The sequence below is a fragment of the Chryseobacterium angstadtii genome (assembly GCF_001045465.1).
Taxonomy (GTDB): Bacteria; Bacteroidota; Bacteroidia; order Flavobacteriales; family Weeksellaceae; genus Chryseobacterium; species Chryseobacterium angstadtii.
In genome coordinates this window covers 205,491-220,630 of the sequence record NZ_LFND01000003.1, presented here as the reverse complement: position 1 = coordinate 220,630, position 15,140 = coordinate 205,491, and the positions used below count along the sequence as shown (strand labels likewise).

Sequence of the window (15,140 nt, the reverse complement as noted above, 5' to 3'; positions counted from 1 at the left end):
ATAGTATTAATGGAGCGCGTTTAAATAAAACAAATACAGAAATCATTTGTTTAGGCATTTCTATAATATTTAGGTCAAAAAAACACTGCTTGCTATTCTATTTTACTGCAAATTATTTTTAATTTTAGTAAGCTTATATCGCTATAACAATTAATTTACCTCTAAACCTATATTTCGATGCAGTATAGATCTTTGGGAAAAAATGGGCCAAAAGTTTCTGCAGTATCCATTGGTACACGCAGTATGACACCAAATAGGGATATTGATTCCACGGAAAGTTCAAGAATAATTAAAGTGTTAGAAACAGCAATAGAAAAGGGCATTAATTTCATAAATACCGCTGATTTTTACAGTATGGGCTTAAATGAAATGCAGATCGGAAAAGCCATAAAAGGAAAGAGAGACAAAGTTTTTCTCAGTGTAAAAACTGGACTCAGAAGATCTCCGACAGGAGATTATCTCGGTCTTGACTGTACTCCATCTTCGATCAAGAATTTTTGCAACTATTCCCTGACCAGATTGGGTGTTGAGGTCATTGATCTCTACCAGCCCGCACGCATAGACCCCAATGTTCCGTTAGAGGATACCGTAGGAGCAATTGCAGACCTTATTAAAGAAGGAAAAGTCCGATACCTTGGTATGTCAGAGGTAAATGCCCGGCAGCTTAAGATTGCGAATGAAATATATCCGGTTTCCGCACTTGAAATTGAATATTCACTGGCTACCAGATTCATTGAGCATGAAATTTTACCTATGGCAAGGTCTTTGGAAATTTCAGTGATACCCTATTCAGTTCTCTATTATGGTCTCCTTACAGGCGATATTAATGGCCCGTTTTCTAAATCTGATTACAGAAGCACCCTGCCTAGATTCAACAGCGAAAATCTTACGGCAAATCTGGAAATCATTGACTTTCTAAAAGACTTTAGTGCCCAAAAAGGATATAGCCCCAGCCAGATAGCAGTTGCATGGTTGCTCAATCAGGGAAATGATATTATACCTATCATCGGAATGGGATGTCCTGAGAGAGTGTCGGATAACCTGAAAGCACTTGAAATAAAATTTACCAATGAAGAGCTTCTGTTTTTGGACAGCACTTTTTCAATGGGTGCTATTAAAGGCGACCGTTATCCTGAAACACTTAAATCAATAATTCCGTCCTAATTTATTAGCCTAGAGAAATGGTTATTTAATTTTTTCTTTTTCAAACGGAATATCAGAATTAAATTTTATTTTAGTGTTATCTTCCTCCTTAGAAGATGATCAAATATAGCTAAGCACCGAATTCTCTCTCGGTGCTTTCTTTTTCAAGTCAAAAAGTATATCAGTAGAGCAGTTTTGGGTTGTCATTATTATCCCCAACTAAAATATAAATGAAAATGGTTAATATTCCGAATATTTTTTGTCTACTTTCCATATATTTTCTTCCAGTTTTTTAAGGAACCAGGATTTTTTACTCATTTTGGTTCCAGAAGCTGTAACATATTCGTAGACATTCAGGATCAGTTCTTTGTCATTCAGAACTTCCATATCACCTTTTGCTATGATTCCATCAGTAAATTCAATATCTATTTCAAGATATGCGCTGCGGGAAGAGACAGGAAACAATATTTTTCCTATTGAACCAGCATAAAGATGGCTATTGTCAAACATTATCTTTTTCATAATTACGACAGTTTGGACAGATTTAAATTCAATGAAGTAACACCACCTAACCTTACTTTTAAAATGATAATTACTCCTAATGGAACTTTACATACAATTTACGGTTTCTAATTCAGATATCGTTTCAAATTGCCGTATAAAAAGCTAAAGTTATTTCAAATTTTGGGTTTAACATGAAAACGATCTTCTCTAAAAATATAAATAGTTGTCCAATAATAACGAAAGCTATCCTGTTTTGGGATAGCTTTCTATTTTTTCCTCTCGGTTCGATCAACAAATCCTGTCTAATGATGCTTTTATTACAATTACAGGAATTTTTGCAACCACAGACTGAATAAGATCAGAATATTCAGAACAAAAAGACAATTAACAGTTATATAAATTGAACGTTTGCTGAATTTTTTTAAAAAGAAAATGGACAAAACCGGTATTATCAAGGTGATAAAGTAGATGATTGATACTATTTGATTTACCATTTTAAATGTCGTAACCGTCATGCCCAACTTTTCTGATATTTCAGAAATTCTTTCGGGGTATGCGTCTGAATAAAAACCGCTGCCGGTTACCATATGCCAGATTGCACCTACTCCCATGAACGGGGTAAAAAGCCAGAGCACGAGCTGTAATAAGCACACCATAAATGACAGGGCATATAAAACTTTTAATGCTTTCATATTTAAAATTAATGATTAATCCTTACAATCGCTACTCAGTGTACTTAAAGGCTTTTTACCGTCAATTACATCTTTAACCGTATTCCAGTCTGGACGATGGATTTCTTGCTTTCCCGGTGCTGCTTTTCCTCCGTTTTTGTTCACGAAATCTGAAACCATTTTTTGATAAGAATTCCATAATGCATCCGCTTTACCGAATGGCCCTGCATTCGGTACGCCAAAAAAGTTTGCAACTGCTTGGAAATTGCTGCCGTCGATATAGGATAATCTATCCACGCCACGTGTATAAAACGTATAGGAGCCATTCGCATTTTTTACAAAACCAAAATCCCGGTTACCGGACACTGGATGCCCCTTATATTGGGGTTCAAAAATTGTTGTGAAAGTCCAGCCTCCACTATTATACTTACTCACAATAACAGAACCGTTATCAGGGCCTAAAATATCAATTGTAATAACAGCGTTTTTTGGATTACTGGAGTTCCATAAATTTTGGTCAGCAACTCCCCATTTGTCATATGGTGAAAATTTCGAATAATACGTGTCAACAAAATTATTGATATTTTTGCGGATATGTTCCTGAAACTGCTCAGGGGTTGCAGTTTTTCCATTAATAGTCGGCATTTTATCGATATTAATAGGGAAATAATCCATATTGACCAACGGACTGAATGCATCATTTATATCAAGTGCGTGAGAAACAGGACTTCCGAAATATGCTACATCAAATTTCCGAATTTTATCTTTCGTCGATTGGTCAATAGCGAATTTAGCCATTGCTAACCACTTCTTGATTATTGCACAGTCGATATTTGGGATTAAAGCAAAAGGTTTGTTTTTCAGCTGATTTTTCAGTTCATCCACATTTGGTTTAGGGAAATTGTCACTTGGGGCACCTGGAGCTCCACCACCGCCAGTACCTGTTGGGATAGGATCATCGGAACATGCAGCATGGGGTAATTTTGTCTTGGGAAAAGTCCATACGGTATTGAGTTGCCCTTCAACATAACCTTCAACAGTTCTCTGATCTTCTTCTTCCTCTGGCTGACATCTTGGATCACCGGGTAGTCCGCCTGCTTTCAGCTTAGGTGCTGACCTATCTTTAAGCCAGCTATTATCCGCATTAAATGTAGAAAAATATGCCTTTCCTCCATAGTATTTAGTAACGGTAAAGTTGTTATCAAAATATCCTTCAGAAATAATACGTCCTGTAAACCCGTTAGGTATATCTTTCCCATATTCAGGCAGATAGATAACTTTTACAAAATCCCATTCTCTTTTTTGGTTTTTAGTCGCCTTTAAAATCAGGTTGTTGCTTAAGTCGACAGGTATCGAATCGTTCGTGAATATTTTCACATCACTTAACAATTTTACCCTCACAATTGCCGTATCTGCCGTTTTGAAAGTCACGCTGTCCCATAGGATCTGCGTATTGAAATTCTTGCTGAAATTTTTTCTGTCCGCCGGAAGGCCACTGTCGCTATGCTGTTTTTCAAATGCTGCTTTCAGCGAAAGAACCTGTTGATTGCTGTTTTCTAAACTACTGACATGATCTTTTTTGCAGCTCTGAAATCCCACAAATAGGGTCAGGAGCATGCTCAGATAATAAATTCTTTTCATCTACATCTAATAATTGTTATTTAAACTGCTTATTTTTCGTCCATCATAAGATTATATCTAAGACGGTTAACAAAACAAATTGTCCCGAAATATTTTGATTTTTTAATATGATTGAGACATGTTTATTTGTATTCAAAAGAAATAAATTAAAAGGTGTTTTTCAATTCTTTTTTGATTTTAAAAGTAATCGATTTGTCATGTTTTGTTTAGATTAAAAAATGTAATTCAAGTGTAGTGGGTTAGATACAATGGTGATAGCTGTATTTTGCCGACTTACAACGCATTTAAGATCCAATTAAATTTTTTGAGATTATAGGGACAGAAGGCATAAGGGGAAGATCTGACTTGTCGTGATCTTTTTCGTATCGGGGCGTGTCAAATTGAGACCGCGCTTTTTGTTCCAAGTCCTCGCTGAGCTGTGGGCTATCCACTTCAATCGCTCTCGCATTATTGTATGTTTCCCATCGCGCACGCCAAAGCACATTTACCTCCCAGCTTCTTTCCGTCCCATAAAAGAGCTTTTGGCTTCCCATGATCAGAAAATTGTAAGTCAGATCCCAAAACAGTTCCCAACATCTGCCTTTCAAATCTCTGATGTCCGGACAACTAAATATCCGGATTTTTTTATGCATAGAAATTCAATGAATATCATTTTCAAAGAAAAGGATAAAAAGGCAGCCAAGTTAGTTCATCCATCCGACCCACATCCCACCAAGAGAAAAAAGTGAATGAACGGTTTCCCCCCAAAGGCCCCCCCCATTAAATCATTTTTTCTCTTGGTCTACGCAGTTGTATGATCTGTTTGTCTGCTTTCTTTTTTTCCTTTTTTTCTTTTGAAAATAATATCGGGGCCGAGCCTCGGAAGGACTGGAAGAACATAACAAGCAATGTAAAACAATAAAACAAAACGTTATGAACATCACCGCAAAAATCACAAGAACAGCAGAAGTTAGAACAACTTCAAACGGCAAAGAGGTAGTAAATTTTGGCGTAGCGATTAGGCACACCTTCCGAAACAAAGAAGGCGAAAAAATCAGTCAGCCAACTTTTTTTGACTGTGCCTACTGGAGAACTCCAAACATTGCCCCATACCTGACTAAAGGCACTATTGTAGAACTTTCGGGAAGGGTCAGCCCTAGAGCGTGGATAGACAAAGAAGGCAACCTAAAGGCAGGACTGAATTTTCACGTAACAGACATAGTTTTTCACGGTGGGGATGGAAAACAGGGGGGAGAAACAGTAAAAAAGGAAACTGTAAAAACTGGCAACTCTACATCCGTATTTGCGGGGGACAATGACGATGATCTACCATTTTAAAACAACGCAAATCTAAAATTCATCATGAAAAAATCAGCCCAAAATACAGGGGTACAGATACCCGATAATATAGCACAGATTGCCCTATTGGTTAGAAAAGACTGGAAAAACGTCTATTTCGGGGCTGTGCCTTATTTGGATGCAATGCACTCACTCAGTAGCGTAAATGAAAGCTATTACGAAGATTCCGCAAGCTCGATAATCAATTATTTCCTTGCAAATGCGACAACTTGGCGCGGAGAGGTTGCAAGGGCGGTAAAAGCCAAATTAAAACAGCTTGTCGCAAGTGCAAACTAATTTTTAAACCTTCAAAAATTTAACATCATGTCAACAATTCAAATAGATATAACACAGGCTAGTATTTACGTAGGAACATACGCTAAATATAACGATGGGTCAATTTTCGGAAAATGGCTAAAACTGTCCGATTATGCAGATAGGGGCGAGTTTTACGATGCCTGCGCCGAGTTGCACAGTGACGAGGAAGACCCAGAGTTTATGTTTCAGGATTACGAACATATACCCAAAGGCTTAATAGGCGAATCATGGTTATGTGAAAACACTTTTGAAGTACTGGAAGCCCTCGGAAATCTTGACGATAACGATCTTGAAGCATTTTTAATCTGGTGTGACAATGATCACAAAGACTTTTCCAAAAGTGACATTGACGAGCTTATCAGTGATTTTAAAGATGATTATGTAGCCCATTACGACAGTGAGGAGGATTTTGCACGGGAACTGGTAGAAGGTCGTTCAGATCTCAGCGATTTTGCGAAAGAGTATTTTGATTATGAAGCCTACGCAAGGGATCTTTTCTGCGGAAGCTATTGGAGCCAGGACGGACACGTATTCTATAACTAAAGTTTAACCACAGGCGACTGTGAAAGCAGTCGCCTATAAATCTAAAAAAATGGTACTGGAAACATTCAAAATAACATTGAAACATGATACAGGTTTTTTCAAGGTCAAAGTGACCTCACTCAGCGGAGAGCAGGGAGCAATTCAGCAGGTAATGGCCTGTGAAAGATGTCCAATAGGGGCAATAATCAGGATTAAAAAAATCGGTCAGAAATCAATCATTTAAAATTTACCGCTATGAATATTGGCGTAATAACATACAAAAAGTACGACGAAAATGTGCTACTGAACGCACATTTCAATGTAGATGAATTATTCAGGATCATCCTGCACGACAAAGATTTTGTACGCTTTGAAATCTTCGACAGGGAGAAGAAATTATTGGCATCTACCTATTACCCGAATGTTGACGGAAAGGGGCTGTATATCCATCCTGTCAAGGTGTTCAGGGACGAGGAACTTAAATGGATAGACTATTACGCATTTAGATCGCCTTCTACAATCAGGCATTATAAGGTGACTTGGAAAGTAGACGGTGCGGTTTTCCGAACAAGGAAAAAAGCCACTGAATACGCAAATCTTGTCAATAAAAGGGTTGCATACAGAATTGAACCTTTCATTGACCGAAGCACTTACCGCAGGTCGCAGAACTGAATTTTACACATCAAAATTTATCAAAATGAAACCATTGGACGAAATGAACAATATAGAAAAGGCTTATGTACTAGCCCGATTATTCCCTAAAGATTTAAAAGACCTTATCAGCTTTGTTCAAAAGGAGATAACCCATTTTCGGGAAAAGCAGGAAGATATTAAACTGGCTTGGCCACCCCAATGCCTGATAACAGCGAATTATTGGTATAGCCTGATCGCAGAAATTGAAAAGCTATTGGAAAGGCTCAATGTTCAGCTTCACAGAAGCCCGAAAATATTTTCCGAACATCTTTTTTGGGGACACAATTCAATTTTTATGATGCACTGCCTTGTGCGCTTTGTCGGGTGTGAAAATCCCCACCATAGCCTGAAACTGGCAATAGAACTACTGTTCGGAGATAAAGAAATAGTATCCATAGAATTTACAGAAAATACGGAAGATTAAAGTTTAACCACAGGTGACTGTGAAAAGTCACCTGTAAATACAAGCAAAATGACACAGGCAGAATTAACGGAAAATTTCAAAGCATTGATGACCATAAACCCACCCCTAAAAGAAATTGAAGAACTTTTCTTTAAGGCTGTGAACAGTGGCGCACTGGATTTTGAAGATGAACCACAGGACAGTTATAGAACTGCGAAGATTATTTATCATGCCATTCTTTGTACGATGGCGGCAAAATGGTTTCCCCTCGCAATAGAAAATTGGAAGGAAGCCCAAAACCTTAAAAAATTCTTGTAATCATGGCAAATTGGTGTAATAACACGCTTGTCTTCGTGGGAACTCCCGGAGCTATCGAGCAGATAACAGTCCTATTTAACACAATAGCACAAATGGGACAGCAGATAGATTTTGAAAAACTGCCTGATTTTCTAGGCGGTACGGAAGATCATTTTTTCTGCTATATAAGCTATAACCATGACGGTATGGTGGAATATGAAACGAGATGGACACCCAACATACAAGCTGTGGTGCGGATAGCAAAGCATTATAATGTTGATTTTACACTGGGCTATCAGGAAATAAGCAATTGTCTATATGGCATGGCAACCTATGCTAACGGTATTCTCAAAACTATCTGTTTAGACCCAATGGATTTTGGCAGATTCTAATCTGGTTGAACTATAATTAATTAAAAATGAAAATAACGGATTTAAACGGTCTGGAAATAACAGTGACCGATCTTGATAAAGCGATTCAGCAGGCGGAACTATTTAAGGATATGCACCATGTTCCGCCTGTACCCTACGATAAAGTAAGGCAAAAATACTGGACTGACGTTTACAACAAACTTTTGGAACTAAAATCAAAAATATCATGAGCAATCTAGCAGATAAAACAGAATATCGGGCACTTTCGATCATAGCCCGAATGGTTAAGGATTTTGAACGCTTGCATTGCCTGAACATGACGGCAACAGACGATTGGGATGCCACAGGAGCAAGGAATCTTTTGGAAGGCATCGTGCAGAGCAACGGCTACAAGATAAATTATGACCGTGACGGAAAGGGAAATAGACCGCTTCTCAAAGATGATAATATTTCAGATGCTAAACACAATTACACACGGTAAATCATGGACAAGGACAATCAATTTATGGACTTTCTTTTCAATGAATTTTTGATGATGGAAAGAAAGTTCGGAAAAAGCCGATCACATAAATATTTGACAATTATTTCAAAATATATAGAAGTCGGTTTTAGCTACAATGACCCTGAAAAAGCACAACAATACGCCTGCATGACTTATTCAAGTATTTTATATGCGATCTATAACTGGAAAACACATTTACTTGACCTCAAAGGAAAGGACGAGGAAGCTATACGGTTCGCAAGGTATAAAAAGCGATTAAAAAAACTGGGTTATTCCGAGGACGAAATTGCAAATCTTCTCATAGATAGATTTAAACTCAATAACCCGACTGAAATCATTTCCCCATACGGGCAATTATAAATAAATCAATATTCACAAACAACAATATTATGGAAGCGAATTTTTTTAAACAGATAGCAAAAATGGACTTGCAGAGCAAAGTAACGCTTACGATTGCCAAAGCAACAGAAGATAAAATAGTTGTCTCTATTTTGGTGCAGAATGACGGATGTGGAGATAAAGCAAAGTATATAATCCCCCCACTTAATCTCAAAGGAACGGCAGAAGAACTGGACGCTGAATTTTTCTCACATATCAAAAAACCGATTGAATCCGCTTCGGGGCTTATGTCCAATATGGAAGCTTTTATGAAGCAGATGGAGGAAGCAAAAAAACAGTCCGCTATGGAGAAAGAAAAAGCGGACAAGGCGAAAAAGGAAAAGGATGTGAAGATTAAAAAGTACAACGATGCAATGGCGAAAGCCGAAGCACTTGAAAAAGAGGGAAAATTCAAAGAAGCATGGACTGCGTTACCAAAGGCTTCCGAATATCCCGACCATGCCGAAACAATAGGTCAGAAGCAAAATTTGTATCAGTCCCACTTTGCAGGTGATCTTTTTGCCTCACCACAGAACCAAAATGAAGAGCCATTGGCAGAAGTGAATGTTTAACAATAAAATTGAAAGAATATGTTATTGAGCGTTGAATTAGCGAGAGTGTTTGTTCTCATGGACAAGGGATTGAAAATAATCCTTGACGACCCCGAACCACGTTGGGGCGTGGATGCAGTGATGAATTTTTATGCGAATACTTATCCCATTTTGACGACTTCAAAGGTTTCTGCGCCAGTAATTAAGGATGATTCTGTCGTATACACTTTTGAAAGTGTGATGGGTACGAAGGGTTAATTATTAAAGAATTAAAACAATGAACAATGCGAAAACAGATCATATCGGGAACAATAAAAATTCCCGACAAAGAAAGAGAAACCAACCTGCACCGCAGGATTGCGGAGTTCGCCCGATGGATGGAAAAACCAAAAGATGCACAGGAAATTTTCAGGGACAGAAGGAAATCCGTACCGATTGCCATGTTGCCAATGGTTTACTAAACTGCACATTTCTACCTAAGTTCAGGCAAACAGAAATGAATCAGGTAAATGAAACCTCTGCAAAACTTGAAAGTGACTTTTTCAGGTCACTTTCAAGACTGGCAGAACACTACAAAATCGAACCGTTTGCCAAGTCCGATAATTATAAATTTCCCTACAATATCAATCTTGCAATTTCCGACATAAAGGGGAAACTAAAAAAGAACGTGCTGAACTTTCACAGTTTGCGGTTCAAAAAAGAAAATGATAAATTTTATGTGGTTTCCGAAGAACGCTGTGATACAGGGGCGACACTCTTTTACATTCCTGTTATCCCGCTTTTCAGAATGCTTAATGACAAAAAACGGAAAAAAACAGCGCATCTTTTATTATCCGTGTTTTCCTATCTCTATCACATTGCTGATATACCCTATTACAGACAGGAGGGAAGCTATTTATATTATGAGTATGAAATATTGAAAGACTGGATAATGGATGATCCCTACGAAGACGAAGAAGACAACCGTGTAAGCGAAATCGAGATTGCGGAATGGGTGGGAGATAAAATTGAACAGAAAATTTACAACCGTGAGAACCTCACTTTTTTCGATCAGCGGATTGCCCATTTCGATGCCAAAGATGATTTTGATACCAATTGTTTGATCTTGGCACAAAAAACACTGGCAATTTACCGTGAATATCCCGATGCCAGTATTTTTCGCAATGCCAGTAGTATGTTCGATGAGGATGAAGAATATTTGGAAGATCAGATCATTCCGATGGAAAAATATATTTCTTTCTATGCCGATAATAAAGGTTGGCTCGCAGAAACCGTATTTGAATCCGTCAATAACCAGTTTCAGGAATACAGTGAAACGCAGGAACCTGCCCTGATCCAATGTTTTGACGGACAGAAAAATGAAACTAAAGACCTTGCATTTGAGGAAAGGCTCTTTGAACTATTGCATGACCTTACTGATTTAATTTACGATTATAGACAATTGAGCGATGAAAAACAATAACATAGACATTACGCAGGATTTTGACAATAAGCTTTATTATCCCAAATGTGCATTGGTGCTTTATGAATCACAGGGACTTGACCCTGATGTATATGTAGAACATTTTGATATGGACGGTAACGGAAACCCGATAAACGCCCATCCCCTGACAGTGATGGAAGCCGATATTCTGGCGAAAACGCTAATGCTCGAACACGAAAAAGAAAGCGCATTTTTAAAACCTAAATCTGTCCTTCCGAGCAATGTTTTGAGCCTTGACCCGAACACCGAAAAAGGAACAGTGATCTGGCATACCAAAGCACAGCAAAGAGAACTGTTTTTTGTCGAAAGTCTAGGGATTCCAAACGGCAAAGCCTATGTTCCGCCTATGCTGTGGAAGGCTAGCAAATCCAGTCTCACGGTATTTGCGCTTAAAAACAATAGAAGACCAACTTTAAAGTCACAGCTTTACCATTGCCCTTTTTTCAATATATACGCTGACGGAAAAGTATGTTTGGGAACAATAAAAATAGACATTAAAAATACGACTTCGGTAGAGGATTTTATGAAAGCATGGGAACACTATTTCTTCCACAGTTATTTTAGCCATGCCCTTGTTACAGGAGGACAGAGCAAAGAAAATTCCGTGACACTATGGAAAAGGCTGATAAAACAGGGAACGATTTTTCCAATAGAGGTGCTAATGCCCCATAAATTAACCCTTAAAAATATATTGCTATGAATCAGGAGAAAACAAAAATGCATTTTACAGATAACTACCTGTTAGCCCCGACAAACCCGATCACTGTCAATTTGGTGGGAGCAGGCGGAACAGGCTCAAAGGTACTGACTGGATTGATGGAAATCAATGAAAGCCTATTGGCACTAGGACATACTGGTCTGCAGGTCAGGCTATGGGATGATGATATTGTCACATCCGCAAATTTGGGGAGACAGCGTTTTTTTGACTGTGAGGTCGGATTGCCGAAGTCCGTGGCTCTTATTAACCGTATTAACCGTTGCACGGGGGCTAACTGGAAAGCCGAGACGGTCAAATTTGAAAAGGATAAGTTTGGAAAAATGCCCAAACAATCTAATGCGACAATTACGATTACCTGTGTCGATACGGTACAGGCAAGATTTGGAGTTGCCGAAATACTCACATCGGTTAACGGGCAGCGTAACCATGTTCGGGATTCGCCCAAATATTGGTTGGATTATGGCAATAGTAAACATACAGGGCAGGTTATCCTTTCCACAGTGGGTAACATCGTACAACCGGAATCTGAAAAATATATTCCTGTGAACAACCTGCCATTTGTGACCCAAGAATATGGCGAACTGCTGATGCAGTCAGAACGGGACGACAATACGCCAAGCTGTTCCCTTGCAGAAGCACTTGAACAGCAAGACCTCTTTATTAACGCTTCCTTAGCGCAGATGGGATGCAAGTTACTGTGGAGTTTATTCAGGTTCGGAATGACTAAGTACAGGGGATTATTCCATAATCTTGAAGATTTCAGGACTAGCCCGATATTGATAGACTGATCACATCGGGCAAAAAGACATTTCCTTAGCAGGAAAAGTCTTTTTGCGTAAAGCGAAATAGCCGCTTTAGGATATGCCCATTGATTTTCGCCCTACTCCGGGCACTAGGCATATCTTCTTTTCTTGTCGTATGGGCGACCAAAGAAAAGATTCTGTGTTATTTTTCAATTTTTTTTTAAAATATTCTTTTATCAGTTTGTAAAAAGTTTAATTAAATTGTTATTAGAACACTTAAAAAAGTGAATATAAATTTTCATATTTTTGCAGAATGAAGTATCTGTCTTACATATCGGCTATAATGATTTTGCTGTTATCTATAGCACCTTGCCTTGTAGAAGATAGTTGTATGGATGAACCTTTTGAAACTTCAAATAGTCAACAAAATGACGATAATTGCAATAAAAATTGTTGTTCACCATTTTTTAATTGTAAAACTTGTGCAGGTTTTGTTGTAAACTCATTTCATTTTTCAATATCGGGTTTCGTGAAGCAACCTGAAAAAAAGATAATGGTAACAACTATTGCTGCTATTTCCGACTTCCGATATTCAGTTTGGCATCCCCCGAAATATGCTTAATGTGTAGTGCTTTCAGCACAAATTAATTAATAACGATGTCTTTGCATCGTTAAGTTTATACAATCACATTAAATATCATTTTATAATGAAGAAAATGCTCATATTGTCGTTTTTTATGGCAATAAACCTTTGTGTATATGCACAAAACACATTAAAAGCCGTTGTTAAAAATAACGAAACAAAAGAAGTTCTTGTTGGGGTAACAGCTTCTATAAAAGGCACTTCAAATGGTGCAATATCTGATGAAAAAGGACAGATTACATTGTCAAATATCCCCGATGGATTACAGGAAATACACTTTAGTTACTTAGGCTTCGAAGAGTTTACTGAAATAATAAAATTCCCATTAAAAGAGAACGGCATAATAGAAATTCTTCTTAAAGAAAACTCAGAGGAATTAGAGAGTGTGGTAATTACATCAACAAGAAGTACGAGAAGCATTCAAAATATCCCAACTCGGATTGAATTTATCGGCGGCGAAGAACTGGAAGAAAAAGGCAATATGAAACCCGGAGATATCAGAATGTTGCTTGCTGAAAGTACTGGAATCCAGACGCAGCAGACCTCAGCAACCAGTGGAAACTCTGCCATACGTATCCAAGGACTCGATGGTAAATATACGCAGGTTATCCGTGATGGTTTTCCATTATATTCCGGGTTTTCAGGTGGTCTGGGTCTATTACAGGTAGCACCTTTGGATCTTCAGCAGGTTGAGGTGATAAAAGGATCATCTTCCACACTGTATGGTGGCGGAGCAATTGCAGGCTTGGTAAACCTCGTTTCAAAAAAACCAACCGAGCAAAGACAGCTTAATTTTCTGCTCAATGGAACCTCTGCCCTGGGACTTGACGCCAGTGGCTTTTATGCCCAAAAGTTTAATGGTATAGGAACAACAATATATGCGGCATATAATCATGGGACTGCCTATGATCCTGCTGATATTGGACTTACGGCTATTCCTAAATTTGACCGTTTTACGTTGAATCCCAAAGTATTTTTCTATTTCAATGAGAATACCACATTAATGGCTGGAATCAATGCAACTTCCGAAAAACGAATTGGTGGAGATATGGAATATATCAAAGGCAATGGGAGTACAGATCATTCCTACTTTGAGGAAAATAAAACCGGACGTTACAGTACTCAGTTAGAATTGGATCGTAGAATAAATGACAGGGCTAAATTTGTGATAAAAAACAGTGTCAGTTACTATGACCGTACCATTGGCTTGCCTGCTTATCAATTTTCTGGTGATCAATTGTCTACGTATACGGAAGCAAACTATTCCCTTAATGGCGAAAAGACTGACTGGGTGCTTGGTGCAAATTTTTTGACCGATAAATTTACGGAGAAGCAAGTAGCTGGAACTCCTGTAAGAGATTATAATTACACAACTGTTGGCGGATTTGTTCAGAATACATGGAATACCTCAGATAAAATTACCATCGAATCAGGTATTAGAGGTGATTATCATAACCGCTTCGGGTTCTTTTTTCTTCCTAGAATATCTACTTTATGGAAGATCAATGAACATTTTTCAACACGATTGGGTGGTGGTCTTGGCTATAAAGCACCAACTGTATTTACCGAAGACGCTGAACGTATCCAGTTTAGAGGAGTTTTGCCTTTGAATTTGGATGATACAAAAGCCGAGCGCTCTTATGGTGCGAATTATGATATCAATTACAAAACAGCATTGTTTGATGGTCAGGTACGTTTCAGTATCAATCATATGTTTTTCTATACCCGTATCAACAATCCGGTTCTGCTAACCTCTACAACAGGTAACATGTATCAGTATGTCCAGCCTTCCGGAAATTTTGATACCAAAGGGATGGAAACAAATGTCAAGCTTACATACGGGGATTTTAAACTATTTGTGGGATATACCTATGCCAATGTTAATCAGCATACGGATGGTACTTCAAAAATTTATCCGCTTGTTTCCAAACACAGGCTCAATAATGTGCTGATGTATGAAATCGAAGAAAAGTGGAAAGTGGGTGCTGAGGCTTATTATTTCAGTCCACAACAGTTAAATGATGGAAGTACCGGTAAAGGTTATTGGACAGCGGGATTGATGGCAGAAAGAATTTGGGAACGTTTTTCAATCTTTGCGAATTTTGAGAACTATACAAATACCCGTCAGACCAAATTCGGACCGATTTATTCAGGACCTATTACAAACCCTGTTTTCCAGGATATATATGCGCCTGTTGATGGGTTTGTAATTAATGTTGGCATAAAGCTTAAATTCTAAGCG

Annotated in this window: 20 protein-coding genes; 18 read left to right on the top strand and 2 right to left on the bottom strand. The window is 38.2% G+C overall.

Annotation, left to right across the window (positions count from 1 at the left end):
• Nucleotides 1-177: 177 nt before the first annotated feature.
• Entirely contained in the window at nt 178-1,164 is a 987-nt protein-coding gene (locus ACM46_RS09280; protein ID WP_048506375.1) for an aldo/keto reductase, read from the top strand.
• Between the two features lie 219 nt (nt 1,165-1,383).
• Here ACM46_RS09280 and ACM46_RS09275 read toward each other — a convergent pair whose 3' ends face one another.
• Both ACM46_RS09275 and ACM46_RS09265 read right to left on the bottom strand, forming a co-directional pair.
• Nucleotides 1,384-1,665, bottom strand: coding sequence for a hypothetical protein (locus ACM46_RS09275; RefSeq protein ID WP_073060384.1), 282 nt, complete (start codon nt 1,663-1,665; stop codon nt 1,384-1,386).
• A gap of 689 nt (nt 1,666-2,354) precedes the next feature.
• Nucleotides 2,355-3,959, bottom strand: a complete 1,605-nt coding sequence (locus ACM46_RS09265; protein ID WP_048506372.1) for a hypothetical protein — start codon at nt 3,957-3,959, stop codon at nt 2,355-2,357.
• A 912-nt stretch (nt 3,960-4,871) separates the two neighbouring features.
• Between ACM46_RS09265 and ACM46_RS09255 the strand changes: the two genes are divergently transcribed.
• The 17 genes from ACM46_RS09255 (at nt 4,872) to ACM46_RS09175 (ending at nt 15,137) form a co-directional block, all read left to right on the top strand.
• Nucleotides 4,872-5,276, top strand: coding sequence for a single-stranded DNA-binding protein (locus ACM46_RS09255; RefSeq protein ID WP_048506370.1), 405 nt, complete (start codon nt 4,872-4,874; stop codon nt 5,274-5,276).
• Between the two features lie 24 nt (nt 5,277-5,300).
• On the top strand, nt 5,301-5,573 hold the full coding sequence (locus ACM46_RS09250; RefSeq protein ID WP_048506369.1) for a hypothetical protein: 273 nt from the start codon (nt 5,301-5,303) through the stop codon (nt 5,571-5,573).
• 27 nt (nt 5,574-5,600) lie between these two features.
• A complete protein-coding gene (locus ACM46_RS09245; protein WP_103290207.1) occupies nt 5,601-6,137 on the top strand; it encodes an antirestriction protein ArdA in 537 nt (178 codons plus the stop codon).
• A 49-nt stretch (nt 6,138-6,186) separates the two neighbouring features.
• Nucleotides 6,187-6,360: a hypothetical protein gene (locus ACM46_RS23495; RefSeq protein WP_164465222.1), complete on the top strand. Its 174-nt coding sequence runs from the start codon at nt 6,187-6,189 to the stop codon at nt 6,358-6,360.
• A gap of 53 nt (nt 6,361-6,413) precedes the next feature.
• Complete coding sequence (locus tag ACM46_RS09235) at nt 6,414-6,788, top strand: hypothetical protein (RefSeq protein ID WP_123868161.1); 375 nt, start codon at nt 6,414-6,416, stop codon at nt 6,786-6,788.
• A gap of 25 nt (nt 6,789-6,813) precedes the next feature.
• Nucleotides 6,814-7,233: a hypothetical protein gene (locus ACM46_RS09230; RefSeq protein WP_048506366.1), complete on the top strand. Its 420-nt coding sequence runs from the start codon at nt 6,814-6,816 to the stop codon at nt 7,231-7,233.
• 48 nt (nt 7,234-7,281) lie between these two features.
• Nucleotides 7,282-7,530: a hypothetical protein gene (locus ACM46_RS09225; RefSeq protein ID WP_048506365.1), complete on the top strand. Its 249-nt coding sequence runs from the start codon at nt 7,282-7,284 to the stop codon at nt 7,528-7,530.
• Between the two features lie 2 nt (nt 7,531-7,532).
• A complete protein-coding gene (locus tag ACM46_RS09220) occupies nt 7,533-7,901 on the top strand; it encodes a DUF1281 family ferredoxin-like fold protein (protein WP_048506364.1) in 369 nt (122 codons plus the stop codon).
• Nucleotides 7,902-7,927: 26 nt separating this feature from the next.
• Entirely contained in the window at nt 7,928-8,110 is a 183-nt protein-coding gene (locus ACM46_RS09215) for a hypothetical protein (RefSeq protein ID WP_048506363.1), read from the top strand.
• Nucleotides 8,107-8,361, top strand: a complete 255-nt coding sequence (locus tag ACM46_RS23195; RefSeq protein WP_074941775.1) for a hypothetical protein — start codon at nt 8,107-8,109, stop codon at nt 8,359-8,361. The genes ACM46_RS09215 and ACM46_RS23195 overlap by 4 nt, the downstream gene beginning before the upstream one ends.
• Nucleotides 8,362-8,364: 3 nt before the next feature.
• The gene (locus tag ACM46_RS09210) at nt 8,365-8,742 is read left to right on the top strand and encodes a hypothetical protein (RefSeq protein ID WP_048506362.1); all 378 of its coding nucleotides are present in this window, start codon (nt 8,365-8,367) and stop codon (nt 8,740-8,742) included.
• Nucleotides 8,743-8,771: 29 nt separating this feature from the next.
• Nucleotides 8,772-9,332: a PRTRC system protein E gene (locus tag ACM46_RS09205; RefSeq protein ID WP_048506361.1), complete on the top strand. Its 561-nt coding sequence runs from the start codon at nt 8,772-8,774 to the stop codon at nt 9,330-9,332.
• A gap of 18 nt (nt 9,333-9,350) precedes the next feature.
• Nucleotides 9,351-9,569: a PRTRC system protein C gene (locus ACM46_RS09200; RefSeq protein ID WP_048506360.1), complete on the top strand. Its 219-nt coding sequence runs from the start codon at nt 9,351-9,353 to the stop codon at nt 9,567-9,569.
• A gap of 19 nt (nt 9,570-9,588) precedes the next feature.
• Nucleotides 9,589-10,773, top strand: a complete 1,185-nt coding sequence (locus tag ACM46_RS09195; RefSeq protein WP_048506359.1) for a hypothetical protein — start codon at nt 9,589-9,591, stop codon at nt 10,771-10,773.
• The gene (locus tag ACM46_RS09190; RefSeq protein ID WP_048506358.1) at nt 10,760-11,494 is read left to right on the top strand and encodes a PRTRC system protein B; all 735 of its coding nucleotides are present in this window, start codon (nt 10,760-10,762) and stop codon (nt 11,492-11,494) included. The genes ACM46_RS09195 and ACM46_RS09190 overlap by 14 nt, the downstream gene beginning before the upstream one ends.
• On the top strand, nt 11,491-12,300 hold the full coding sequence (locus tag ACM46_RS09185; protein ID WP_048506357.1) for a PRTRC system ThiF family protein: 810 nt from the start codon (nt 11,491-11,493) through the stop codon (nt 12,298-12,300). Before ACM46_RS09190 ends, ACM46_RS09185 begins: the two co-directional genes overlap by 4 nt.
• 662 nt (nt 12,301-12,962) lie before the next feature.
• Nucleotides 12,963-15,137, top strand: a complete 2,175-nt coding sequence (locus ACM46_RS09175; RefSeq protein ID WP_048506355.1) for a TonB-dependent receptor — start codon at nt 12,963-12,965, stop codon at nt 15,135-15,137.
• The last annotated feature ends 3 nt before the right edge of the window (nt 15,138-15,140 follow it).

Excerpts from the sequence above, each read along its gene's own strand:
- ACM46_RS09210 (WP_048506362.1), top strand. The coding sequence starts at position 8,365 with ATGGACAAGGACAATCAATTTATGGACTTTCTTTTCAATGAATTTTTG.
- ACM46_RS09255 (WP_048506370.1), top strand. The coding sequence starts at position 4,872 with ATGAACATCACCGCAAAAATCACAAGAACAGCAGAAGTTAGAACAACT.
- ACM46_RS09250 (WP_048506369.1), top strand. The coding sequence starts at position 5,301 with ATGAAAAAATCAGCCCAAAATACAGGGGTACAGATACCCGATAATATA.
- ACM46_RS23195 (WP_074941775.1), top strand. The coding sequence starts at position 8,107 with ATGAGCAATCTAGCAGATAAAACAGAATATCGGGCACTTTCGATCATA.
- ACM46_RS09175 (WP_048506355.1), top strand. The coding sequence starts at position 12,963 with ATGAAGAAAATGCTCATATTGTCGTTTTTTATGGCAATAAACCTTTGT.
- ACM46_RS09205 (WP_048506361.1), top strand. The coding sequence starts at position 8,772 with ATGGAAGCGAATTTTTTTAAACAGATAGCAAAAATGGACTTGCAGAGC.
- ACM46_RS09200 (WP_048506360.1), top strand. The coding sequence starts at position 9,351 with ATGTTATTGAGCGTTGAATTAGCGAGAGTGTTTGTTCTCATGGACAAG.
- ACM46_RS09280 (WP_048506375.1), top strand. The coding sequence starts at position 178 with ATGCAGTATAGATCTTTGGGAAAAAATGGGCCAAAAGTTTCTGCAGTA.
- ACM46_RS23495 (WP_164465222.1), top strand. The coding sequence starts at position 6,187 with ATGGTACTGGAAACATTCAAAATAACATTGAAACATGATACAGGTTTT.
- ACM46_RS09190 (WP_048506358.1), top strand. The coding sequence starts at position 10,760 with ATGAAAAACAATAACATAGACATTACGCAGGATTTTGACAATAAGCTT.
- ACM46_RS09215 (WP_048506363.1), top strand. The coding sequence starts at position 7,928 with ATGAAAATAACGGATTTAAACGGTCTGGAAATAACAGTGACCGATCTT.
- ACM46_RS09265 (WP_048506372.1), bottom strand. The coding sequence starts at position 3,959 with ATGAAAAGAATTTATTATCTGAGCATGCTCCTGACCCTATTTGTGGGA.
- ACM46_RS09275 (WP_073060384.1), bottom strand. The coding sequence starts at position 1,665 with ATGAAAAAGATAATGTTTGACAATAGCCATCTTTATGCTGGTTCAATA.
- ACM46_RS09245 (WP_103290207.1), top strand. The coding sequence starts at position 5,601 with ATGTCAACAATTCAAATAGATATAACACAGGCTAGTATTTACGTAGGA.
- ACM46_RS09185 (WP_048506357.1), top strand. The coding sequence starts at position 11,491 with ATGAATCAGGAGAAAACAAAAATGCATTTTACAGATAACTACCTGTTA.
- ACM46_RS09220 (WP_048506364.1), top strand. The coding sequence starts at position 7,533 with ATGGCAAATTGGTGTAATAACACGCTTGTCTTCGTGGGAACTCCCGGA.
- ACM46_RS09195 (WP_048506359.1), top strand. The coding sequence starts at position 9,589 with ATGAACAATGCGAAAACAGATCATATCGGGAACAATAAAAATTCCCGA.
- ACM46_RS09230 (WP_048506366.1), top strand. The coding sequence starts at position 6,814 with ATGAAACCATTGGACGAAATGAACAATATAGAAAAGGCTTATGTACTA.
- ACM46_RS09225 (WP_048506365.1), top strand. The coding sequence starts at position 7,282 with ATGACACAGGCAGAATTAACGGAAAATTTCAAAGCATTGATGACCATA.